19 protein-coding genes and 1 tRNA gene are annotated in these 23920 nt (G+C 32.4%); 5 read left to right on the forward strand and 15 right to left on the reverse strand.

Features of this window, described 5'->3' with window-relative positions; all coding sequences use genetic code 11:
* Positions 1-12: 12 nt before the first annotated feature.
* The 3 genes from NBRC110019_RS09940 to NBRC110019_RS09950 form a co-directional block, all read right to left on the reverse strand.
* Positions 13-861, reverse strand: a complete 849-nt coding sequence (locus NBRC110019_RS09940; protein WP_281754483.1) for a DUF4249 family protein — start codon at positions 859-861, stop codon at positions 13-15.
* 19 nt (positions 862-880) lie between these two features.
* The gene (locus tag NBRC110019_RS09945) at positions 881-3250 is read right to left on the reverse strand and encodes a TonB-dependent receptor (RefSeq protein WP_281754484.1); all 2370 of its coding nucleotides are present in this window, start codon (positions 3248-3250) and stop codon (positions 881-883) included.
* 171 nt (positions 3251-3421) lie between these two features.
* Positions 3422-4405 (reverse strand): LytR/AlgR family response regulator transcription factor, encoded by a 984-nt coding sequence (locus NBRC110019_RS09950; protein WP_281754485.1) that lies wholly within the window; start codon positions 4403-4405, stop codon positions 3422-3424.
* 403 nt (positions 4406-4808) lie between these two features.
* Between NBRC110019_RS09950 and NBRC110019_RS09955 the strand changes: the two genes are divergently transcribed.
* Positions 4809-5201, forward strand: a complete 393-nt coding sequence (locus tag NBRC110019_RS09955; protein ID WP_281754487.1) for a DoxX family protein — start codon at positions 4809-4811, stop codon at positions 5199-5201.
* 591 nt (positions 5202-5792) lie between these two features.
* Here NBRC110019_RS09955 and NBRC110019_RS09960 read toward each other — a convergent pair.
* The 5 genes from NBRC110019_RS09960 to NBRC110019_RS09980 form a co-directional block, all read right to left on the reverse strand.
* Positions 5793-6314: an OmpH/Skp family outer membrane protein gene (locus NBRC110019_RS09960; RefSeq protein ID WP_281754489.1), complete on the reverse strand. Its 522-nt coding sequence runs from the start codon at positions 6312-6314 to the stop codon at positions 5793-5795.
* A 296-nt stretch (positions 6315-6610) separates the two neighbouring features.
* On the reverse strand, positions 6611-7453 hold the full coding sequence (locus tag NBRC110019_RS09965) for a class I SAM-dependent methyltransferase (RefSeq protein ID WP_281754491.1): 843 nt from the start codon (positions 7451-7453) through the stop codon (positions 6611-6613).
* A 241-nt stretch (positions 7454-7694) separates the two neighbouring features.
* Positions 7695-9566, reverse strand: a complete 1872-nt coding sequence (gene mnmG, locus NBRC110019_RS09970; RefSeq protein ID WP_281754493.1) for a tRNA uridine-5-carboxymethylaminomethyl(34) synthesis enzyme MnmG — start codon at positions 9564-9566, stop codon at positions 7695-7697.
* Between the two features lie 141 nt (positions 9567-9707).
* Positions 9708-10127, reverse strand: a complete 420-nt coding sequence (ybeY, locus tag NBRC110019_RS09975; RefSeq protein ID WP_281754495.1) for an rRNA maturation RNase YbeY — start codon at positions 10125-10127, stop codon at positions 9708-9710.
* A complete protein-coding gene (locus tag NBRC110019_RS09980) occupies positions 10120-13440 on the reverse strand; it encodes a coiled-coil domain-containing protein (RefSeq protein WP_281754497.1) in 3321 nt (1106 codons plus the stop codon). Before NBRC110019_RS09980 ends, ybeY begins: the two co-directional genes overlap by 8 nt.
* Positions 13441-13717: 277 nt before the next feature.
* Between NBRC110019_RS09980 and gltX the strand changes: the two genes are divergently transcribed.
* Positions 13718-15238: a glutamate--tRNA ligase gene (gene gltX / locus NBRC110019_RS09985; RefSeq protein ID WP_281754552.1), complete on the forward strand. Its 1521-nt coding sequence runs from the start codon at positions 13718-13720 to the stop codon at positions 15236-15238.
* A gap of 117 nt (positions 15239-15355) precedes the next feature.
* Positions 15356-16312 carry an SPFH domain-containing protein gene (locus tag NBRC110019_RS09990; RefSeq protein WP_281754499.1) on the forward strand — a complete coding sequence of 319 codons (957 nt, stop codon included), beginning with the start codon at positions 15356-15358 and terminating at the stop codon, positions 16310-16312.
* A gap of 91 nt (positions 16313-16403) precedes the next feature.
* Here the strand turns inward: NBRC110019_RS09990 and NBRC110019_RS09995 are convergent, their stop codons facing one another.
* From NBRC110019_RS09995 to NBRC110019_RS10010, 4 genes are all read right to left on the reverse strand, one after another.
* Positions 16404-16601, reverse strand: coding sequence for a DUF6327 family protein (locus tag NBRC110019_RS09995; RefSeq protein WP_281754501.1), 198 nt, complete (start codon positions 16599-16601; stop codon positions 16404-16406).
* Between the two features lie 18 nt (positions 16602-16619).
* Positions 16620-16979: a hypothetical protein gene (locus NBRC110019_RS10000; RefSeq protein WP_281754503.1), complete on the reverse strand. Its 360-nt coding sequence runs from the start codon at positions 16977-16979 to the stop codon at positions 16620-16622.
* Between the two features lie 19 nt (positions 16980-16998).
* Positions 16999-17355 carry a YtxH domain-containing protein gene (locus NBRC110019_RS10005; RefSeq protein WP_281754505.1) on the reverse strand — a complete coding sequence of 119 codons (357 nt, stop codon included), beginning with the start codon at positions 17353-17355 and terminating at the stop codon, positions 16999-17001.
* 155 nt (positions 17356-17510) lie between these two features.
* A complete protein-coding gene (locus tag NBRC110019_RS10010; protein WP_281754507.1) occupies positions 17511-19193 on the reverse strand; it encodes a glutamine--tRNA ligase/YqeY domain fusion protein in 1683 nt (560 codons plus the stop codon).
* A 114-nt stretch (positions 19194-19307) separates the two neighbouring features.
* Between NBRC110019_RS10010 and folB the strand changes: the two genes are divergently transcribed.
* Both folB and NBRC110019_RS10020 read left to right on the forward strand, forming a co-directional pair.
* Entirely contained in the window at positions 19308-19673 is a 366-nt protein-coding gene (gene folB, locus NBRC110019_RS10015; RefSeq protein WP_281754509.1) for a dihydroneopterin aldolase, read from the forward strand.
* Positions 19674-19743: 70 nt separating this feature from the next.
* Positions 19744-19817 (forward strand) — tRNA-Cys (locus NBRC110019_RS10020).
* Between the two features lie 38 nt (positions 19818-19855).
* On the opposite strand, the gene NBRC110019_RS10025 is transcribed toward NBRC110019_RS10020, so the two are convergent.
* The 3 genes from NBRC110019_RS10025 to rnr all read right to left on the reverse strand — a co-directional run bounded on the left by NBRC110019_RS10025 (position 19856) and on the right by rnr (position 23686).
* A complete protein-coding gene (locus NBRC110019_RS10025; RefSeq protein WP_281754510.1) occupies positions 19856-20569 on the reverse strand; it encodes a LysE family translocator in 714 nt (237 codons plus the stop codon).
* A gap of 132 nt (positions 20570-20701) precedes the next feature.
* Entirely contained in the window at positions 20702-21379 is a 678-nt protein-coding gene (locus tag NBRC110019_RS10030; protein WP_281754512.1) for a head GIN domain-containing protein, read from the reverse strand.
* Positions 21380-21499: 120 nt separating this feature from the next.
* A complete protein-coding gene (gene rnr, locus NBRC110019_RS10035; RefSeq protein WP_281754514.1) occupies positions 21500-23686 on the reverse strand; it encodes a ribonuclease R in 2187 nt (728 codons plus the stop codon).
* Positions 23687-23920 lie beyond the last annotated feature (234 nt).

Raw genomic sequence — 23920 nt, forward strand, 5'->3', positions numbered from 1 at the left:
TCAGTTATACTTTTATTGTACAGTGTAAGTTACCTGATTTACTTGAGTAGTTCTAAAATATCCGTAGGCATCTTTACCTCCTGAAACATTTTTACAATTTCCTTGTAAACCCACTGGTACCGTACTAAATGGATTCCCTACTTCTTCTGCCTGATAGATTAAAATATTCATATAATTATAGTAGGGTTCTGTAATACTATAGAAATTTATATCTACCACATCGCCAGGTTTTAAAGGCTCTATGTCATCATCATCGTCATCTAATTCATAAAAATTATTTATTAGATTTCCGTTTATAAACTCATCAGAAAAGGTTTCAATGCTATTTAATAAATCACCATCACGGTAGAACTTAACAAAGTAAAAGTTATCGCGCGTAGCATCGTCCTGAAAGTAATAATTAATCTCTGTTAAATCGGTATCAAAACCACCTTCTGTAGATTGATCTACGTTTGAAATTACGGTTCCTTCCTCAAACGTATCGGTAGCCTCATAACTTTCGCCATCATACTCAACATACAATGTAAAAGACTGATTTACTAGAGGTTCAAAACTAAAGGTGGTATAATATCCGTTGTTCTGATCTGTAAACGGATACTCTTCACCCGTTGCATTGTTCACTACTTTCACAGTAGCGCCCGTAACCATTTCTACCTGATCTTGAGAAAAGTAAGGACTAGACATGCTTAGTTTTACTGTTTGTTCATTGCCGGTAGTGGCACCGGTATCGTTAATTTCCCAATCTAACGAAGCTTCTATCACCAAATTTGGTTCTTCTGTAGTTAAATCTACATCTACTACATCGGTACAAGATGTGAAAAATAATCCTATACCCATGATTACTAAAAGAGGTTTTATCATATATTTTTTCATAGCTATTTTAAAAATTAAAGTTATAGGTTACCGAAGGAACAATTCCGAAAATACTGGTTCTAATAGCCTCATTAGCTCCTGTAGCCTGATTTTGACTAAAAGTTATAGAGGCCGCATTATAACGATTATACAGGTTATAAATACTAAATACCCATTCACCTTTCCATCGTGCATCTGGTTTCTTATTTGGAGTATAGGTTGCAGACACATCTATACGGTGATATGCAGGTAATCTATTTTCATTTCTACCGGCATAATTAGCAATTGAAATACCTTCGTACTCATATTGTCCGTTAGGATAGGTAACCGGTCTTCCTGTCTGGAAAATAAGATTGGCACCCAAACTCCATTTTTTATTTAATGAGTAACTACCCGTAACAGATATATCATGTGTTCTGTCATACGAGGTATTGTACCATTCTCCATCGTTAATTCCTAAACCACCTGCAGCTCCGCCCGGTGTTCTTTGTTCCGATTTAGACAGTGTGTAAGCAATCCAGCCAGTTAGGTTTCCTTTATTCTTTTTAAGCAATACTTCTAACCCGTAGGCTCTAGACTCCCCCGTTAAAATTTCGGTTTCAATGGTATTGGTACCTATAAGCACAGAACCATCTACATAATCTATTCTATTATCTACGGTTTTGTAGAACGTTTCTACTTCTAACGAATATTTATTGTTATTGATGTTTTTAAAGTACCCAGCAGAAAACTGATCTGACAACTGTGGTTTTATAAATTTACCACTTGGTGACCACACATCTACTGGAGTAACTGCAGAGGTGTTAGACAACAAATGTAAATATTGAGCTGTTCTTGAATACCCTAACTTAATAGATGAATCATCATTCAACTGATACGACAAACCAACACGTGGTTCAAAATTACCATAAGATTCTATTACATCTCCATCATCGTAATAAGTTTCAGAAATCACTTCTCCTTCTTCATATACGCCTAAGTCTTCGTTGTACACTACTGGCAAACCATTGGCGTAATTGTTTAAATATTGACCGCCCAAACGATTAAAAAAGCTATATCGTAATCCATATAATGCTGTAAGTTTATCCGTAATTTTATGTTCTGCGCTTACATAAATTCCAGTTTCTAAAGCTTTCTTTTGATCTAGTTTTAAATAATTAATAGGAGAAGTTTCAGATGTAGGTTTCACCTCACCCGGATTAAACTTATAATAGATACTGCTAACACCCGCATTTAATTTTAAATTCTGACTCGCATAGTATTTTAAATCATATTTAAAATTATAATTATCAATGGCTGCCACCCAGTCCAATTCATTAAAATCAATAATTACCTGAAAATCATACTTACTGTAAATTAATGACGTATTCGAAAACAATTTATCGTTAAACACATGATTCCATCTTAGGTTAGCCGATATATTCCCATAGTTGTTTTCAAAAATACCATCGATTTTTAATACATCTCTACCATAATAACCCGATAAGTACAACTTATTACGATCATTGATTTGATAGTTAACCTTTCCGTTAACATCATAGAAATAAGCCGAATTAGGCTCATCTGCGAGCTTTAAGAATAAATGAGCATACGAACCCCTTCCTGCTAGCAGAAATGAGCTCTTATCCTTTGCAATAGGCCCTTCTAAGGCCAATCTACTAGACACCACCCCAATACCACCGGTAACATCAAAATTTTTGTTATTACCGTCTTTTTGGCGTACATCTAAAACCGATGATACCCTACCCCCAAATTGAGCAGGTATAGATCCTTTATACAACTCTAAATCTTTAATAGCATCTGCATTAAACACAGAGAAAAATCCAAATAAGTGGGACGTATTATAAATAATAGCCTCATCTAACAATACCAGATTTTGATCTGCTGCACCACCTCTTACATTAAATCCGCCAGAACCTTCACCTCCGTTAGATACCCCAGGAAGTAACTGAATGGACTTAATAATATCTACCTCACCTAAAACCACCGGAATTTTCTTAATGGTTTCTGTTTTTAATGTAGCTACACTCATTTGAGGCGTTCTAATATCTGTAGCTTCTGTTTCTTCAGCAGTTACCACTACCTCGTCTAACGCCATAGATTCTTCTGTAATTTCAAAACTTAACTTCATATCCTGAGTTAAATTAATTTCTTTAGAAACCATTTCATATCCGATGTAGGAGATAACTACATTGTAGGTTCCCGCAGGCGCCGTTAAAGAATAAAATCCATACGTATTAGTAGTAACTCCATAGGTAGTTCCTTCAAGATACACCGATGCTCCATAAACGGTTTCACCGTTATTGGCATCGGTAATGGTACCGCTTATTGCAAAGTTTTCCTGACTGTAGACCAATACCGAGAAAAAACTTAGTACCACCAAAAAAATGTTCTTCATAGTTCTTTTTTTATAATTGATGAAATTTTTACAAAATTATAGTAACGTATCTTTCTTGTTATAGTTAAACAGGTGAACTCTCCTTATCGGCACTTGTAGCACCCGTATTTCCTAATGAAAAAATGTACGTTACATTTTATGATACTTACTTTATTTTATTCGCTTATATTTTCACGTGAAACATGCCGCAAACTTTTCTAATAAACCCATAAATACTAATAATATTGCGCTTATGGAGTAAAATGACTGTATTTGGAGTGAATGAAATACCTCTAGTACCTTTCTTATTTCCTCTAAATACGACTTAGATACAGGAATTATTAACCCTGCATCTTGATATAATAATAAATAATTTTTTCCTTCTTTTTTTTCCAAATGAGATACATTTAATAGATTTATTATGTATGATCTGTGACATTGATATACCGAGCTATCTGGTATGTCTGAAAGTAGATTTTTTAATCGGTTTCTAACGATTTCTTTCTTTAAACGTTGGTCTTCTAAATAATAAACAATCACATATTGGTTTCCTGATTCAGCTAATAAAAAATCTTTTAATTGCAGTTTTATAACTTCATTCCCGTTCTCATCTTTAATATTGACATGATCATCCTCATGTACTTTTTTAAACGTATTTTGATACTCCGTTAATTGAGCCGATAACTCGTTAAGCTCTTCATTCAATCGTTGAATAAATTCATAAACAATGGTTCCAAAAAATGGAAATAACAAGATGATAAAAGCTTTGAAATAATTGGCCAACTGAAAAGCAACGTTTAATTCCTCTTCAAAATCATCGCCAAGATCGGGTACTATAAACGAAAAAATAAAAGTAACTAGCGTAATAAGAAACGTTTCACAGAAAAACCAAATCACATATTTTTTATTGGTAACCGACTGAAAACCGAGTAATGGTCTAAGTATATGTTGCGATAAACTGAGTGAGATTACCGTACTAAATGAAATAGAAACAAGAAATAAAAATTTATGTAAATTAGGGTTGGCGGGATTTCTCATTTCCTCATGCAACCCATAAGGCTGAAAAACAATTAAAAATATATATACAAAAATGGTGGCACTGATAATGTACATCCATTTTGCACGTGCTGTATGTAAATAATTAAATCGTTTTTCTAAGAAGGCATTTATTTTCATTAAAAAGCCGTAATTACTTATTATAATTTATATAAAAATCGCCATTTTTTGCAACAGTTACATTTGTACCTAAAACAACAGAAGTGTTACACATATAGTATTCTATTAATATTAAATAATTGTTAATCAACAAAATACATTTTAAAATAATTACCTAAATTAAAACCCCTAGTATTTATAAAATGTTGTATAAACTGCTAAACAGCAGTAAATTTTAATTATGAAACAAACAATTTCATGCACTCGTATGAATCAAATTACAACAAAATTTTAAAGATTTTAAATACTATTAAATCAAAATCTAATTTCCTACTAAGTTACTAATACCCTCAACGATAAAATGCTACTGTTAATATTAAAATTTTAGCTTCAACAATTGGTAACTTTGCAGAAACAAAATATCATGAACATACCACACCTCACGGAAATAGCAATTTTACTATTATTGATTATCACCTTTGGGTATAGTTCATATGAAAAAATAGCTGACTTTAAAGGACAACTTGCCTGGCTTACCGATTATTTTAAGAACACCTTTATGCAACGCTTTATAAAAATTGCATTGATTAAGGTTTTAATATTTGAAGTTATAGCCACTATTTTATGTGTTCTTGGAGTTGTAGCGCTTATTATTGAAAAAAGCCCGCATATGGCTTTATATGGGTGTATTTTATGTGTTTTGGTACTCTTCTTCTTTGTAATTGGTCAGCGCATAGTAAAAGATTATGACGGAGCACGAAATACGGTTATTTATCTTATTCCTTCTTTCTTTTTGTTATACCTATTAACCCATTAATATAAATATCCATTTTTTAAGCCAGCTTGAACATACAACCAAAATAAGTTGAAAAACGATTTATACCGGATTCTATATACTGCAATAGTTTCTTACTTATAAACTACTCTTTATCTGCATTGAACTCAATAATTGAGATTAAATTCTACTAGACTTATCTCGAAATAGAAATGCACATGCAAAAGCAATCTACATATAAAGTACCATCAAAAACTTATCTAGATAGCATTACATATTCTTGGCTCAGGCTTTCAAACTATCCCTTTATGAAAACAAAGCAATACTTCCCACGGTAAGACTCCGTTGTTTCAAGCTAATCTATTTACTAAAATACTGATTATCAATATTATTAGTTAGTGAATCCTTAACAGCTAAGTAACTCTTTATGTCAGGATACTCAATGTATACCTCCATTATCTTTATCTAATCTGAAACGTAATACAGACCATGCTAAATACTACTCGTACACCCCTAAAAAGAAACCTGCTACTTTAAAACCCTTAGAGATTATCACACCAATTTTAGTAGATATCACAAAAAAAACGCTGTTTTACAGCGTTTTTCAATTTTATTTAAGCGTATTAACCTCTTTTAGTTTTTGGCGTAATCGTCATTAATAGCTTTCAATACGTCCTCAGTAACGTCTCTAGTTTCATCACCATACATAACGCTACCAGCATCGTTAGCACCAAGAATATACGTATACTTCTTATCTTTACCGAACTGATTCACAAACTTTTTAACTGTTTTTAATAGCGTATCAACTTCTTTCTGAGTTTCAGTATTAATTTCGTACTCACGTCTCTGAAGAATTTCAGACCAATTTTTCTGCTTAGTAACAAGCGCCTCATAATCTGCTTGAGCCGCAGCTGTAGGTTGCTTTAAGTTTTTATATTTTTTGTCAAACTCTTGTCCATCCATTTGAAGTACTTTACTAATACTATCTTTTTTAAACGCAAGTTTTTCCATTTTATCATCATGCTTCGTTTGAATATCTTTTCTACCTTGATACTCTTCCAATAATTTAGTTCTGTCTACAAAAACAATTTTATCTTGTTCTGCACAAGAAACTAATCCTACTACTGCAATAAAAGTTACTACTAATTTTTTCATCTACTAATTTGTTTTATCTATAATTGATTTCGATAAAATTTATTGAACACAAAAAAACGTTCAAAAAATTCATCGAAGCAAAAATAAGAAAGTGAATGTTATATTACTGCAAACTACTATCAATTTTAAGTAAAAAGCAACTATAAACAATATCGATAGTTAAATTTAATACTTATAAAATTTCTTTATTAAAAACAGCTTATTTTAAAGCGATTTAAGGCACTTTCAAAAATTAGCAAGGATTTACTATAGCACCACCTATAAAACAGCATCAAAATCTCTTATTCGCTTAAATTTTACTTTTTAAGCACATAAATTAGCGAAGAATAGTTCTTACTACGCATAGCCTTTACATTTGAACGTAGCCCAACATAAAATGCGCTAATAAAATTCATTTTCCCTGTTTTATACTTTTCTGATAAAAGTGATACATAAAATGAATCAAAAATTAACGGACGCACATCTACCAATCTAAATGCATGTTTAGAAAATAATTTGTTTATAGAAGTTTTTGAAAAATGCCAAAGATGTCTTGGTACATCATACGCCGCCCAAAACTCTTTGTAATAATTAGCATCATAACTATTATAATTAGGAACCGCAATCACAATTACTCCTTCCGGTTTTAAAAGGTATGTTATTTTTGCAATTTGCTCATCAAGATTTGGCAAATGTTCCAACACATGCCATAATGTTATTACATCATATTTCTTCTGTGGCAATACTTCAAGGGTACTATATAAATCTATTCCTTTCTTTTTTGCGTTCTCAATGGCAGATGCATTTGGTTCTACTCCACATACACTCCACCCCATAGACTGTGCTTGTTTCAAAAAATCACCCGTACCTGCACCAATATCCAATAATTCTTTTTCTTTAGTTTTAAAAGAGTATATGAGTTTTACTTTTTTTACCAACGCATATGTTTTTATTAAATGATATAATTTCTCAAACAACGAACGCTTCGCATCGGTATGAGAAATATAATCTTCACTTTGGTAATATGCTGGTAAAGCATCTTCTGAAGGTTGTGGTTTTGTTTCCAACATTTCTAAATCGGTATTTAATACCAATTGAAATGTTTCTTTAGAAACCGAATGATCTTTAACCGTTAAAAAAATAGTTTCTTGTTCTTTCATAAGTAAACTTCTTCGGGACAAGCCAACAAAGCATTTATAACATTAATTTTTTATTTCGAGGCAAGTATCGGAGCATTCAATCTCAATTATTGAGCAAACAACTTCAGAACAGGCCAACGAAACATAGCATCTACTAGAATTGTATTTTTATTTTTATTTTCGATTCTCGATTAACAAAATATTCCTGCCAAAAGCAGGAACATTATATATTGTTTCACGAATTGTTTCACGTGGAACTTATTTATCTACCCATATACACCAGCATAATACTAATATCACTTGGTGATACCCCACTTATTCGTGAAGCCTGTGACAAAGTTGCCGGTTTAATCTTTTTAAGTTTTTCTCTAGCCTCAAAAGAAACCGAGGTTAACTTATCATAATTAAAGCTATCAGGTATTCTAATATCCTCTAGTCTATTTAACTTATCAGCATTGTTTTTTTCTTTAGCAATATAGCCCGAGTATTTAATTTCAATTTCTGTTTGCTCTAATACCTCGGTATCTAAATTATGTTCATTTATATACTCAGTTACCTCAGGAAACTGCTTCATATGATCCATAGTAATACGAGGTCTAGAAAACACCTTATACATTTTATCTGATTGCTTCATAGGTGCTGAAGCTAACGTTTCTAAAACCGGATTTGCATCTTCAGGCTTAACACTAGTTTCTTTAAAGAAATGTATAAAGGCATTTGCCTTTTGTTGTTTTTCTTCCATTCGCTTTAACCGTTCTTCTTTAGCTAAACCAATTTTATACCCTTTAGGTGTTAAACGTAAATCGGCATTATCTTGTCGTAACAACGTTCTATATTCAGCACGTGATGTAAACATACGATACGGTTCTTCGGTACCCTTTGTAATAAGGTCATCAATTAATACCCCTATATATGCTTCGTTACGTTTAAGAACTAAATCCCCTTTACCTTGTACTTTTAATGCAGCATTAATACCCGCCATTAAACCTTGCGATGCCGCCTCTTCATATCCTGTAGTACCATTAATTTGTCCGGCAAAATATAAACCATCTACCAATTTGGTTTCTAAGGTATGTTTTAATTGCGTTGGTGGAAAATAATCATACTCTATAGCATAACCCGGTCTAAAGAATTTTACTTTCTCAAAACCTTCTACCGAACGCAACGCCTTAAATTGAACATCCTCGGGTAACGAAGTTGAAAAGCCATTTACATAAACCTCTACCGTATTCCATCCTTCAGGTTCAACAAATAACTGATGACGATCTTTATCAGCAAAACGATTTATTTTATCTTCAATAGACGGACAATATCTTGGTCCGACACTTTTAATAGAACCATTAAACATAGGAGATCTATCAAAACCAGTTCGTAACAAATCATGAACCAATTCACTGGTATAAGCCATATGACAATCTCTTTGATGCGCCAATGGTTTTGTACTATTAGAATATGAAAACTTCTCAGGATTCTTATCACCTGGTTGCACCAGCATTTTACTATAATCTAAAGAACGACCATCTACACGCGGAGGTGTACCCGTTTTCATTCTTCCCGACTCAAAACCTATATTTACTAAATCTTCAGTAATCCCTGTAGCAGCTCTTTCCCCTGCTCTACCACCTCCAAATTGTTTTTCACCAATATGGATTAACCCATTTAAAAAAGTACCATTCGTTAAAACAACCGACTTAGCATATACAGATACTCCTAAAGATGTTTTCACTCCTTTAATCTCACCATTATCAATAATAAGTCCTGAAACCATTTCCTGATAGAAATCAAGATTTGGAGTTTGTTCTAACATCATTCTCCATTCTTCTGCAAAACGCATACGGTCACTCTGTGCTCTTGGCGACCACATAGCTGGTCCTTTTGATTTATTCAACATCTTAAACTGTATAGCGGTCTTATCTGTAACAATTCCACTATACCCACCAAGTGCATCTATCTCACGAACTATTTGCCCTTTTGCAATACCACCCATAGCAGGATTGCAAGACATCTGAGCTATGTTTTGCAAATTCATTGTAATTAAAAGCGTGCTAGCTCCCAAATTAGCAGCCGACGCTGCGGCTTCTGATCCGGCATGACCAGCACCAACTACAATTACATCATATTCTCTATCAAACATACCTTTAATTTTTTTGTTCCACGTGAAACATCCTATTATACACTATAATATTCAGATGTTTCACGTGGAACACTTTATTACTTTTACTTAAATTTACAAACGTTTCACGTGGAACAATACAAAATTTATACCCCAACATCGCTATTGTTTCACGTGGAACATTGCTATTTTCTCATTTTCCTTTTGTCTCATACGTTCTGCATCTGTGTTATTCTTGTCTTTATAACCACAATAATGCAACACTCCATGAGACATCACTCGTAATAACTCTACACTAAATTCCTCATTAAACTCTTTAGCGTTTTCACCAACACGCTCTACACTGATAAAAATATCACCCGAAATACTATTTCCTTCTGTATAGTCAAAACTAATAATATCAGTATAGGTGTCATGATCAAGATAATCTACATTAATAGTATGTAGATATTCATCATTACAAAAAATATAATTCACCTCTCCCAACTCTTTTTCTTCACTCTTAATTATAGTGTTTATCCAGTTAGCATACTCTTTCTCATCTGATAAACTAAACGCTGTTTCGTAATGAAAATTAATCATTTGTCTTAAAATATTGATTTACCTTTTCTTTATAAAATTGGCGCAAAGGTAATACTTGTCTATTTAATATTTCTACTTGGTTAAAATATTCTTTTAACGCTTCAATCTTATCTCTATTACCACCATAATCTCGTGTATTAGTAGTGCTTTTTCGTTCCTGCTTCTTGCCTTGCTCAAAGGATGCATTCTCTAATTTTATCAACTGTTGTTCTATCTGTTTCATCTTATTTAAAACCGATTCTGTAATACCTCGACTTAACAGTTCTTCTTCTACACTTTCTGCGTCTTTTGCTATCTTCTGTAAACTTCTATATTCAGCATCACTTAACTTATCAGATAATTGCTTCTCTAATTCTTGACGTAGCAACTGTTGCTGCTTATAAATCTCATAGATTTTTTCAATGTTGTTCTCTGAATTTCCGTTGCCTGTACCACCAGCACCATTAGTGCCTCCTTCACCACCTTGTCCATCTTGCCCATTCTTACCCTCTTTACCATCTTTTCCTTTTTGCCCTTTCGATCCTTTATCTCCCTCTTTATTTCCGCCTTCTTTATCTCCTTTTTGCTTACTCTTTTCGCCTTCACCAGACTCTCCTTCACCAGATTTTTGCCCAGACATTTTACCATTTAATTCTTGTTGACTCATAATAATATCGCTCAACTGCATACCTGGTGAAGAACTATTTCCCTGACCGCTCCCCGAGCCTTGCATCTTCATTGCACTCTGCATATTACTTAATGCATCACTCAATAAATTAGCCAAATTATTAATATGCGTTAACGAATATTGCTGACTACCTAAACCTTGATAAACTTTATTTTCGGCCAACCGCTCTAAACTTTTATCCATATTAAAATAGATCTCTTCAATCTCATCATTTATAACCACACTAATCATAGGCTGACGTGATGCTAACACCATCAAACTATCATCTACATGCTCAAACATTTCTTTTAATTCTTGTTGCTCTATTAAGTGTTTTGAGAATCCACCAGAGGTGGTAATATATTTTGATAACTGCTCTTCTATATCCTCTTGCTGATTAGAAACCACAATTAAATTATCTAATATTTGACGAAGCATTTCAACATCTTCTTCCATAGATTGTCCACCTTGCATTTTCAGCGCTGACTTCATTCCGCCACTCATTTGCTTCATTTTTTTTGCAGCACTCTTTTGTTTTTGCTTTGCAGATTTTTGAGCTTCTTGCTTCTGTTGCTCATTATCACTTTCCTCAGAATTCTCTAAATCTTCTGTCGCCTCTTCTTGATCCTGCTTCACATCTTCGCTCTTTTCAGTCTCATCAGGAATATCCATCGGCTTTTGTAACTTCTTATTTTCCTCCTGTAAATCTTTTAATTCCTCTGATATTTTATTAAATTTTTCATTTACATTTTTCTGCTCTTCTGAGGTATTCTTTTCCGTAGGTTCATTAGCTAGTTGTTCTTGTTCTTTAGACAACTCTTCTAAATCCTTGCCCAACATTTCAGATTTCTGCGCTACATAATATCGCTTTACCAGCTCTAGCATTTGTTTACTATCCCTACTACTCTTACTTTTTTGCTTCTTAACTTCTTCAAGTTTTTCTGCAAGCTCTTCTTTTGACAATTTATCCATGTACTTCTGCATCTCCTCCATTAACTTTCGTTCTTCTTCCAATTTCTTTTGCAAACGTTCTAAACGTTCTTGAAGAAACTTATCAGTAGTATCCTGAAGATCATTTTCCTTTTTAAAATTCTCAAGATTTTCTTTTAACTTATCAGATAACCTTTCCATATTATCTAATTGTTTCTGCTCCTTCTTTAGATAATCATTTATCTTTTCTTTATCACTATACGATAACTGATTTCGCTCCTTTTGTAATTTAGACAGCTCATCTAACTCCTTATCATTCTTATCGAATTCTTTGAACGATTTATCTAAATCACGAATATTGTTCTTTTGATTTTCCAAAATCTTATCCTCAATCTCTGCATTCGTAAGCGCATTATATCTAAATACTTTACTAACCGATTTTTTACTACCATGTATAGGATCATTATCAAAAACCTGATAATAAAACTCATACGTAAAACCAGTCTCTAATTGAAGCGAATCAGGGAAAACAGATAAAAACTCATCTGAAGTAGATTTGTTAACCGGTATGTTAACCTTCTTAATTTCATTCGGATTGTTACTTTTATAATATACTAATTGTGCAGAAGAAACCCCATAATCATCTGTAACTTTTCCTTTAACCACATAAGTAGAAACAACACTACTATCTTTAACATACTGCAAGGTAATAGTGGGGTACTCATCTTTAATTACATTTAGTTTATATTTAAAACTTTCATATGCGTTTACCTCTTTGTTATTGGTACTAATCTCATAATTCAAATCATTAAAAAGTTGCTTACTATACGCAAATAATTCATCATCTTTAGTAAATAATTCAGTAGTGTCTCTAGTTGCAAAAACCACTTTATCTGTAGCGGCTGTTTCCAGTTTCCAAGAAACTCTAGTTCCCTCAGGAACCACACCATTACCTGTAGATTTTAATTCCTCATCCTTTTTACCTGTATAAGATGGGTAATCTAAAAACATTTTAAATTTTAAAACAACAGGTACTTTAATAACGTCTAACGTATATCTACGAGAACTAACCTGATCTGACTTCAAATGAAAATCTATGGCATCATTTAAATTGGTAAACTCATATTGGTAGGTATCACTACCAGTACGTTTCATAAAATACTCCTGGTTGTTATAACTAATAATAACACTCTCAGGCAAAACATTACCAACAATTTTTGTATATACCGTATACGCTTTACCCTCCTCCCCTTTTAAATTTTTATTTAGTACATTGAAATGAAAAGGAGCTGGTGGTTCATAATATCGAGAATAATTTACAACTCTAGAATAGCTATCAGTAAACCATGTAATTGAACCAAAGGCAATGATAATAACAATAACCAATGCCGGAATTAGCAGATACTTTGCATACTTTACATTGCTCTTAAAATTAATTGCTAACTGAAACGGTATAGGATTAAGTTCTACACTCTTTTGTTCGATACTTGCCAATAACAATTCAGAATCAGTAACATTTTCAGCTAATTGAACTAGATTAATAAGTTTATCACTAACATTTGAAAAATGATTGCCAATTATTCTAGAAGCACTTTTATTATCTAACCCATTTTTTAGTTTAAATAAATAAGCCAATGGTATACCAATAAATCTAACAAAAAGAGAAACTTCAATAACTACAAAAACCCAAAACAAAATCATTCTAGCCGTAGTAGATAACCAAAGAAAATGTTCCACAAGTAACGTGAAAATAAAATAGCATAAACCTATTGTAAAAAATAATATACTACCCTTAATCAATTCATTTACGTAATACTTTTTTATGAATTGACTAAGTTTTTCCCTTATACTATCAAAACTCGTATTCTGCATCTACAACCTTAATTACATTAATTTATTAACCGAAAAATTCTTTGTTATAACTTATAAAATTACAATATAATATTATATAAACAGGTTATTAACATGTAAACTTAAAATCTTTGTATTTTTGCAATCCAAAAACATAAAAATGATGACTAAACCGGTAAGAGTACGTTTTGCACCAAGTCCTACAGGACCCCTGCACATAGGAGGTGTTCGTACAGCTTTATTCAATTATTTATTTGCTAAAAAACACAATGGTATCTTCTATGTAAGAATAGAAGATACAGACCAAAACAGATTTGTAGAAGGTGCTGAAGCATACATATTTGAATCGTTAAAATGGTTAGGTATAACACCCGATGAAACGGTAGGTGTTAATGAAAAGTTTGGTCCGTACAGACAAAGTGAACGTAAAGATTTATATAAACAATTTGTAGACCAGCTTATTGATGCAGGTAAAGCATATTATGCATTTGATACTGCAGACGCTTTAAACTCGTATAGAGCCAAGGCAGAGTCAGAAGGTACCACCTTTATCTACAATTGGGAAAACCGAGAAACATTTGATACTTCTCTTAATTTATCAAAAGAAGCATTAGATGTGCGTCTTACAAATGGTGATCCATTCGTAATCCGTTTTAAAATGTATGATGCTACCACAGATGCTCCTACTATAGAAGCTACCGACTTAATACGTGGTAATGTAAGTTTTAAAAGAGCTTTATTAGATGATAAAGTTTTATTTAAACAAGATGGCTTACCAACCTATCACTTGGCTAATATTGTAGACGACCATTTAATGGAAACTTCTCATGTAATACGTGGTGAAGAATGGTTACCTTCGCTCCCGTTACATATTGCTTTGTATGATGCTTTTAAATGGGATGCTCCAGAATTTGCACATTTACCATTGATAATGAAACCTGTAGGTAAAGGAAAATTAAGCAAACGTGATGGCGATAAATTAGGATTCCCTGTATTTCCGTTAGACTGGAAAACAGCCGACAGTTTTTCTATGGGATACAGAGAACAAGGATATTTCCCTGAAGCTGTTGTAAACTTTCTGGCATTATTAGGCTGGAATGACGGTACAGATAAAGAATTATTTACCTTAGAAGAACTAATACAAAGTTTTGATATTAGCAGAGTACATAAATCTGGAGCAAAATTTGACCCAGAGAAAAACAAATGGTTTAACCACCAATACTTACAGACCCAATCTGATGCTGCAATTGCTAAGTTATACCTACCAATTGTAACTAACTATAAGGCTGATGCCACATTAGACTATGTTGCAAAAGTTGTTACATTAGTAAAAGAACGTGCCAACTTTATAACTGATCTATGGGACTTATCGGACTACTTTTTTGTGTCTCCTAATGAATACGATGCCAAGGCTTCTAAAAAACAGTGGAAAGAACAAACTCCAGATATCATGAAAGAACTTGTACAAGTACTTTATGGTATACCCGATTTTAGCTCTCAAAATACCGAAACCATTGTTAAAACATGGTTACAAGATAAGGGCTACGGATTCGGACAAGTAATGCCGCCATTCCGATTGGCATTAGTCGGTGCCATGAAAGGACCACATATTTTTGATATATCAGAATTACTAGGAAAACAAGAAACAATATCGCGCTTAGAAAAAGCCATAACAACATTATAAAATTTTGAGCCACTTAATAAAGTGGCTTTTTTTATACTGTAACTTTATTTGTACATTCACGACTAATATAATCGTTCATTCACTTACACTTAAAACTAATCAATACATTTTATCATTATGGAAAATTTAGGTCTCATTTTTTTTATTGGTCTAATTATAGTTATTTTATTTGGTTGCTTATTCACAGTTAAACAACAAACTGCAGCTATTATTGAAACATTCGGTAAATTTAGTACTATTCGTCAATCAGGATTACAGTTTAAAATACCCCTATTTCAACGTATTGCAGGAAAGGTAAGTTTAAAAATTCAACAATTAGATGTAATAGTTGAAACAAAAACATTAGATGATGTATTTGTACGCTTAAAAGTATCTGTACAATATGTAGTTATTAAAGACAAAGTATATGATGCTTTTTACAAATTAGAGTATCCACACGATCAGATTACATCTTACGTATTTGATGTAGTTAGAGCCGAGGTACCTAAAATGAAATTAGACAATGTATTTGTAAAGAAAGACGATATTGCTATTGCAGTAAAAGCCGAATTACAAGATGCTATGATAGAATATGGTTTTGATATCATTAAAACGCTTGTAACAGATATTGACCCTGATTCACAGGTTAAGGAAGCTATGAACCGAATTAATGCCGCAGAACGCCAGAAAACAGCTGCTCAGTTCGATGGAGATGCACAACGTATTCTTATTGTTGAAAAAGCACGTGCTGAAGCCGAAAGTAAACGTTTACAAGGTCAAGGTATTGCAGACCAACGTAGAGAAATTGCCCGTGGTCTTGAAGAATCTGTAGAAGTGCTAAACCGAGTTGGTATTAGCTCTCAAGAAGCTTCTGCCCTTATTGTTGTAACGCAACACTACGATACATTACAATCTATTGGTGAGGAAACTAATAGTAACTTAATCTTGCTACCTAACAGTCCACAAGCCGGTAGTGACATGCTAAACAATATGGTTGCTTCTTTTACAGCTAGTAACCAAATTAGTGAAACCATGAAAGAACAAAAGAAAAATGCTGCAAAAAAGGACACCGACAAAAATAAAGATGATCAATAATAAGTACAGTAACTTATAAGTTAAAAAAAACCTGATAGATAATGTTTCTATCAGGTTTTTTGATTTAAACTAACCAAATTACTCAAACTAATTATACAAACTTTTTAACTATATATCTAATTAAATATTTTATCAAAATTCCTTTAAAGCCACTTACTAATTTAATAGGATTTAATTCATCTTTTGTTTTAGTAACGTTCAATTTCACCTTTTCCAATGCAATATCACGCTCTAACTTACGAATGGCTAAATCATTATCTATTTCTTTAAAGCTTTTATATACTCGCATGCTATGTTACTTTAAAGATTAATCTTTATCATTTAATTCATCAAAGAAACTAGTTGAAAACTTTTCCAAAATCTTTCGTTCCATAAACTTATTGTTGTAAAGAAATATAAAAGCAACCACTATATAAAAAACACCTACTATCAGAAATCCTAATGCTAGATTATCCAATAAATCACCAATGCCTATAGAAATAGCAAAAGAAATAAATATGATTCCAATTACCAGTATAAAACCAGTAATCAGTATTTTAGATAATGAAGTAATACTTAAAGTTAAAAGTTTAAATACTTTTAATTTATAGTATGAAATACTCGCCTTTACATACTTCTGAGTATTTTCATTTACCCCATTAACGTTATCTTTAATGTCATCAAACATATTGGTTGGTTACCTCTTATTATACATTTGTTTCTTCAACAAATTCATTTCCTTTATGCAGTTTTGCATTTTTCTCTTTAAGAATTTCAAGCTTACGCTCCATAGCATTTATTGCATCCTCAGCCTTGTAACTCATATTAGAAACTACATCTTCAAGTTTCTCTTCAAAATCTTGTTTTCTAATTTCGGCTGTATGCGTTAATTCATCTGCTATTTTAGAAACTCTGATAGCAATATCATCTTTAGCCTCTATTGCTTTATCTTTAATTTTCTTTCTAGTTTTCTCACCTTTTTCTGGTGCAAATAAAATTCCTAATGCAGCGCCTAAAGCCGTTCCTGCAGCTAATGCAATAATGGTACTTCCTGTCTTATTCATAACAATGTTTAATTTTGGTCTATTAATTTTTTCTGAAACTAAATTACACTGATTACTAAAAACATAGTGTTAAACAGCCGTTAATTGATAATACATTAACAAAACAAAAAAGCACCCAAATTGGGTGCTTTTACTATATTTAAAACTTAAACAAGTTACTTACTTTCTAACTTAGCCCAAGTATCACGTAGACTAACAGTTTTATTAAATACAATAGAATTTTCTGAAGTATCTTTATCTACACAGAAATAACCCAATCTCTGAAACTGAAAAGTTTCACCTTCTTTAACATTTTTTAAACTAGGTTCTACAAATCCTTTAACCACATTTAATGAATCTGGATTTATAAACTCAAGAAAATCAACCTCTTTATGTGAGTCTGGTGCCGCATCATTAAACAAACGGTCATACAAACGTACTTCAACTTGCTCTGCATGTGCAACAGATACCCAATGCAACGTACCTTTTACTTTACGCATACTAGCCTCTGTACCACTTCCACTCTTACTATCTACATCATAGGTACAATGTATTTCAGTAATAGTACCATCAGCATCTTTTACACAACTCTCCGCTTTAATAATATATGCATTCTTAAGACGTACTTCTCCACCCAATTTTAAACGGAAAAACTTACGATTTGCTTCCTCTCTAAAATCTTCTCTTTCAATATAAATTTCACGTGAAAACGGAACCTTTCTATACGTCATCACTTCTTCCTCCGGATTATTTTCAGCATCCAACCATTCCTCTTGTCCTTCAGGATAGTTAGTAATAATCACTTTAACCGGATCTAATACTGCCATTACACGTGCTGCTTTCTTATTAAGATCTTCACGTACACAATACTCTAACAATGAAACATCGATAAGATTATCTCGCTTAGCAATACCAATAGTATCTGCAAAGTTTCTAATAGAATCAGGAGTATACCCTCTTCTTCTTAAACCAGAAATAGTAGGCATACGCGGATCATCCCAAGCAGTTACAAACTTCTCTTGTACAAGTTTTAATAACTTACGTTTACTAACAATAGTATGACTTAAATTTCTGCGAGCAAATTCACGTTGTTTTGGTCGTACCTTTTCAATATCGTATACCTGATCTAAAAACCAATCATATAACTCACGGTGCATAGCAAATTCAAGCGTACAAAATGAATGCGAAACCTGTTCTAAGTAATCACTTTCACCATGTGCCCAGTCATACATTGGGTAAATACACCAATTATTGGCAGTTCTATGATGATACTTATGTATAATTCTATACATAATAGGATCACGCATAAGCATATTAGAAGAGGCCATATCTATTTTAGCACGCAACACATGAGAACCGGCTTCAAACTCACCATTTTTCATACGTTCTAACAAATCAAGATTCTCGTCTACACTTCTATTTCTAAACGGACTATCCGTACCAGGCACTGTAGGAGTACCTTTCTGTTTAGCCATTTCATCAGATGACTGAGAATCTACATATGCCTTACCCGCTTTAATAAACTCAACTGCCCACTTATATAAATCAGGAAAATAATCTGATGCATAACACTCATGTGCCCATTTAAAACCAAGCCATTCTACATCTCTCTTAATAGCATCTACATACTCTTGCTCTTCCTTTTCAGGATTTGTATCATCGAAACGTAAATTAACGGGGGCATCGTACTTTAAACCCAACCCAAAGTTTAAACATATAGAACTAGCATGTCCAATATGTAAATAACCATTTGGTTCTGGTGGAAATCTAAATCTTAAGTGATCTGTAGAAAATCCGTTTCTAAGATCTTCTTCTATAATATGCTCTATAAAATTAAGCGATTTCTTTTCTTCTGACATAAATATCTACAATGAATAAGATTATATACAAAAATAGAAATTAGTAACAACATACCTCATACAAAGCTATGATAATTACGTAATGCGTACATTTGTATTCTTATTTTACGCTGTATGGGAATTATTAAAGTAACGAATATAAAAATATACGCCTACCATGGTTGTCTAACTGAAGAGAGTAAAATAGGTAGCAACTACCGAGTAGACGTTACTGTAAAAGCGAATCTACAACCCTCTGCCAAATCTGATAATCTACCTGATACTGTTGATTATGTACACATTAATAAAATAGTAAAAGAAGAAATGCAAATACGTTCAAAGCTACTAGAACATGTAGCTAAACGTATAATTGACCGCATATTTATAGAAATAGAAATAGCAGATGAAGCTACTGTTGCCGTATCTAAAATTAATCCGCCAATTGGTGGTAATGTTGAAATGGTAACTATAGAGATAAATCTTAAAAGGGACAGCTTTTAAAGTACAGTATATTTAAAACCGATTTTTCTTGAAATTATAAAAATATTTAGTAGATTTGCGCTCCTGTTATGGCATCGTGGCCGAGTGGCTAGGCAGTGGTCTGCAAAACCATGTACAGCGGTTCGAATCCGCTCGATGCCTCCAAAACTAAAAGAGCTGTTTAAGATTAAACAGCTCTTTTTTTATTCTATAGTTTTCAAGGTATCTTTTTTATATCCCTGATTAATTTCTAAACGTTTTTCAAGATATTTTTTTTCTTTCGGAAACAAACCTTGAAAGATTAAAAAACAACCAAATACAATAATAATTACACTAATAATTCTTTTAATCTTATGAATTAAATGCGGAGTTAATTTATTTTTTAATTGCTTAGCCAGTACTATTTTTATAGCGTCTACAACTAAATAAGTAACTACAATACTAGTAAAGAAAACAATAATTCTATTAGGTTGCATATCTAACTTTGGTCCCATTGATAACAGTACAATTAGCCAAAATCCTAAAACACCAATATTAATAAAGTTTAAAATAAAGCCTTTAAAGAAAAACATCAGATAGTTATTGTTAGCAACATCCTCTACCTTATACTCCTCTTCTAATTTCTTATTATAATCTCTTTTCTCTTTTATATACCCATAAATACCATAGGTTAGCATAATTGCACCTCCTAAAATAAATAAAAAAGGGTCATCTTTAATACGTTCTAAAAGCTTTGAAGTACTAAAATACGCTACTAATATAAAAAATACATCACCTGTTGCTGCCCCTAAATCCAACACCATTGCAGCTCTAAATCCTTTACTAACACTGGTTTCTATAACAAGGAAAAAAATAGGTCCTATAGTAAAAGCAAGCACCACCCCTAACGGAATAGCTGCTATAATATCATCTAACATTCTCTCAAATTATCTAATTACTAGAAATCTTTTCTTTATCAAAAATAAAGAATAAAGAAAAAAAAGCATTATAATTTTAAAATTATAATGCTTTATTCTTGCTATTAACAATAATTTAATAAAAACTAAACACTAGTATTCTTTAATTCTACCTCCTAAAAAGGTCTGTTTATCAATTACTTTCGGGCTACCATGAATATCAATATCTCCACCCGCTTTAACTTCTGCATCTACATATTCGGTAGCAAAAATAACAGCTTCACCACCTGCACTTATTCGTACATAAGATTGTTTGGTTTTTAAATCTCTACCATGATATTCTCCTCCGGTTCTTATATTAACACCTTGTGTACTAGCAGTACCATGCGCATCAATTTGTCCACCGGTAACAGATTTAATCTCTAAACGTTCTACGTCTACATATACATCGATCTCACCACCCTCTTGCGCTTTTAATATAAGCTCTGTTACTTTAAAAGGTTCCGTATTTTCTATAAACGCTTGTTCGTTAGCATCTATAATATAAATAGGTGATTTATGATAAATACTTACAAAGGTATTATACCCATCAAACGATTCAGATATATCCATTTTAATCTTTAACTTACCATCTTTGTTAACAATAACAACATCATTTCTATTCTTACCTTTTATTACAGCCTTATTTTCATCACTTCTAATCAGTTTAACAGAAATACCATCAAAAGCTTTTACTTCTGAAAAATCTCCTAATGATTTCGTTATTTCATTCTGTGCAAATGACATAAAAGAGGTCATTACAAATAAAATTCCAACAGCTATATACTTCATAATTAAATTTGGTTTTGGTTTATGATTATTTAGAGTAAAGATGTTCTAAATTTTAAAATGTTACAGTTAATCTCAAATTAAATCATAATTAAAAAATATAAAACTTTGATAATTAGAAAATTACACAATTTTCTTTCCTAATAATTCAAAATCAAGATGTCGTTTCATTAAGTCGGTAGACTTTACTTTTACAACAACCTCGTCTCCTAATTGGTACATATTCTTAGTAACTTCACCAACAATTGCATAGAGTTTCTCATCAAATGTATAGTAATCATCATCTATATCACGTATACGAACCATACCTTCACATTTGTTCTCAATTATTTCTACATAAATACCCCATTCGGTAACCCCCGAAATAACACCTAAGAACTCTTGATCTTTATGGTCTTCCATAAATTTAATCTGCATATACTTAATAGAATCTCTTTCGGCATTTGCAGCTAAACTTTCCATATTTGATGAGTGTCTACATTTTTCCTCATATTCTTCCTCTTTTGCAGAAGCTCCACCATCTAAATAAAGTTGTAACAAACGATGTACCATAACATCTGGGTATCGCCTAATAGGCGATGTAAAATGACTATAATAATCAAAAGCTAAACCATAATGACCAATATTATCGGTAGTATAAACCGCTTTACTCATACTACGTATTGCCATAGTATCTACTAAATTCTGTTCTCTTTTCCCCTGCACATCCTTTAACAAACCATTTAAAGATGAGGTAATGGTAGCTCTGTTTTTAAAATCTAAGCTATATCCAAATCGGGTAATAATTCCTTGTAACTGCATTAATTTTTCATCATCAGGTTCATCATGTATCCTGTATACAAAGGTTTTTTCCTGTTTTCCTATAAACTCAGCCACTTTTCTATTAGCTAAAAGCATAAACTCCTCTATTAACTTATTAGAGTCTCTAGCCTCTTTAAAATAAACCCCAACCGGTTCACTATTTTCATCAAGCCTAAACTTCACTTCCACCTTATCAAATGAAATAGCCCCATTACGCATACGATTACTACGCATAATTTTAGCCAATCTATCTAACGTAAGTACAGCATTTACAATAGTGTCATCTACTGTATAAGATTCTCCGGTTAGTGAAATTTCTGCTGGTATAGTATTTTCTTTCGTTTCAATAATACACTGCGCTTCTTCATACGCAAAACGTTGATCTGAATAGGTTACGGTTCTACCAAACCATTTATTAACAACTTGTGATTTATCATTTATTTCAAACACCGCAGAAAACGTATATTTTTCCTCATTCGGACGTAACGAACATGCCTTATTAGATAGTATTTCTGGTAACATAGGTACTACCCTATCTACTAAATACACCGAAGTTGCTCGGTTATATGCTTCTTCATCTAAAATACTACCCGGTTCAACATAATGAGATACATCTGCAATATGAATACCTATTTCAAAATTTCCATTATCTAATACTTGGAAAGATAATGCATCATCAAAATCTTTTGCATCTTTAGGATCTATAGTAAACGTAAGTACCTTACGCATATCTCTTCTCTTCGCAATTTCTTCCTCCTTAATAGACGTATCTAACTGATTTGCATAATGTTCTACTTCAAGAGGAAACTCATAAGGCAAACCATACTCAGCTAGTATAGCATGCATTTCTGTATTGTGTTCCCCTGGTTTACCAAGTACTTGTATTACTTTACCATATGGCGAATCTGCTTTCTCTGGCCAATCGTTAATTTCTACAATTACTTTATCACCATCTTCTGCCCCACTAAGTTTATTTTTTGGAACAAAAATATCGGTATACATTCTAAAATCGGTAGCTACTACAAATGCAAACTTTGGATGTATTTGCACAATACCCACAAAATGCACCTTTTTACGTTGTATAATTTTTGTAATCTCCCCTTCTATTTTTTTACTACTGCGTCTCCTAGGAAATACATATACTTCAACTTCATCGCCATGTAATGCTTTGTTTAATAAATTAGAGGGAATAAATACGTCGGAATCTAAATCTTCGCAAATAACATACGCATTACCTCTACCGGTAACATCTACAATACCAGTGTGATAATTTAAGTTAGGTATAGCTCTATACTTACCTCTCTCTGGTTCTTCTATACGTTTTCCTTCTTTTAACTGAACCAGTTTTTTAATTAGTAAATTTCTGCCAGAAGTATCTGTTATTCCTAATTTAGCCGCAATTTGCTTGTAGTTAAATAGTTGCGACTGATTTTTTTCTAAAACAGTAAATATGCCCTTGGTAATTTCATTCTTTTTCTGCTTTTGAGCTCTTTCTCTTTTTCTTGACATAAATGTTTATATAAATGAATCAGTAATGTACAAATATTTTATTCGATTATCGATATTAAATAGTTTAAGCCTTTTTTAAATTAAAAATTCTTAATCATAAATTGTATCAAAAGGGAACTCTATTCAATGCCAGATACCCATCGAAAAAATGAAAAGTTAAAATTTTATTAAAAAAAGTGTAATATTTAGAAAGTTTCAACGTCTATATAGTATGAGGAAAATTTATTTGGTCAT

Source organism: Neptunitalea chrysea, assembly GCF_027924145.1.
GTDB classification, from domain to species: Bacteria; Bacteroidota; Bacteroidia; order Flavobacteriales; family Flavobacteriaceae; genus Neptunitalea; species Neptunitalea chrysea.

Coding starts and splice junctions, on each gene's coding strand:
- NBRC110019_RS09940 (WP_281754483.1), bottom strand. CDS start 861: ATGATAAAACCTCTTTTAGTAATCATGGGTATAGGATTATTTTTCACA.
- NBRC110019_RS09945 (WP_281754484.1), bottom strand. CDS start 3,250: ATGAAGAACATTTTTTTGGTGGTACTAAGTTTTTTCTCGGTATTGGTC.
- NBRC110019_RS09950 (WP_281754485.1), bottom strand. CDS start 4,405: ATGAAAATAAATGCCTTCTTAGAAAAACGATTTAATTATTTACATACA.
- NBRC110019_RS09955 (WP_281754487.1), top strand. CDS start 4,809: ATGAACATACCACACCTCACGGAAATAGCAATTTTACTATTATTGATT.
- NBRC110019_RS09960 (WP_281754489.1), bottom strand. CDS start 6,314: ATGAAAAAATTAGTAGTAACTTTTATTGCAGTAGTAGGATTAGTTTCT.
- NBRC110019_RS09965 (WP_281754491.1), bottom strand. CDS start 7,453: ATGAAAGAACAAGAAACTATTTTTTTAACGGTTAAAGATCATTCGGTT.
- mnmG (WP_281754493.1), bottom strand. CDS start 9,566: ATGTTTGATAGAGAATATGATGTAATTGTAGTTGGTGCTGGTCATGCC.
- ybeY (WP_281754495.1), bottom strand. CDS start 10,127: ATGATTAATTTTCATTACGAAACAGCGTTTAGTTTATCAGATGAGAAA.
- gltX (WP_281754552.1), top strand. CDS start 13,718: ATGACTAAACCGGTAAGAGTACGTTTTGCACCAAGTCCTACAGGACCC.
- NBRC110019_RS09990 (WP_281754499.1), top strand. CDS start 15,356: ATGGAAAATTTAGGTCTCATTTTTTTTATTGGTCTAATTATAGTTATT.
- NBRC110019_RS09995 (WP_281754501.1), bottom strand. CDS start 16,601: ATGCGAGTATATAAAAGCTTTAAAGAAATAGATAATGATTTAGCCATT.
- NBRC110019_RS10000 (WP_281754503.1), bottom strand. CDS start 16,979: ATGTTTGATGACATTAAAGATAACGTTAATGGGGTAAATGAAAATACT.
- NBRC110019_RS10005 (WP_281754505.1), bottom strand. CDS start 17,355: ATGAATAAGACAGGAAGTACCATTATTGCATTAGCTGCAGGAACGGCT.
- NBRC110019_RS10010 (WP_281754507.1), bottom strand. CDS start 19,193: ATGTCAGAAGAAAAGAAATCGCTTAATTTTATAGAGCATATTATAGAA.
- folB (WP_281754509.1), top strand. CDS start 19,308: ATGGGAATTATTAAAGTAACGAATATAAAAATATACGCCTACCATGGT.
- NBRC110019_RS10025 (WP_281754510.1), bottom strand. CDS start 20,569: ATGTTAGATGATATTATAGCAGCTATTCCGTTAGGGGTGGTGCTTGCT.
- NBRC110019_RS10030 (WP_281754512.1), bottom strand. CDS start 21,379: ATGAAGTATATAGCTGTTGGAATTTTATTTGTAATGACCTCTTTTATG.
- rnr (WP_281754514.1), bottom strand. CDS start 23,686: ATGTCAAGAAAAAGAGAAAGAGCTCAAAAGCAGAAAAAGAATGAAATT.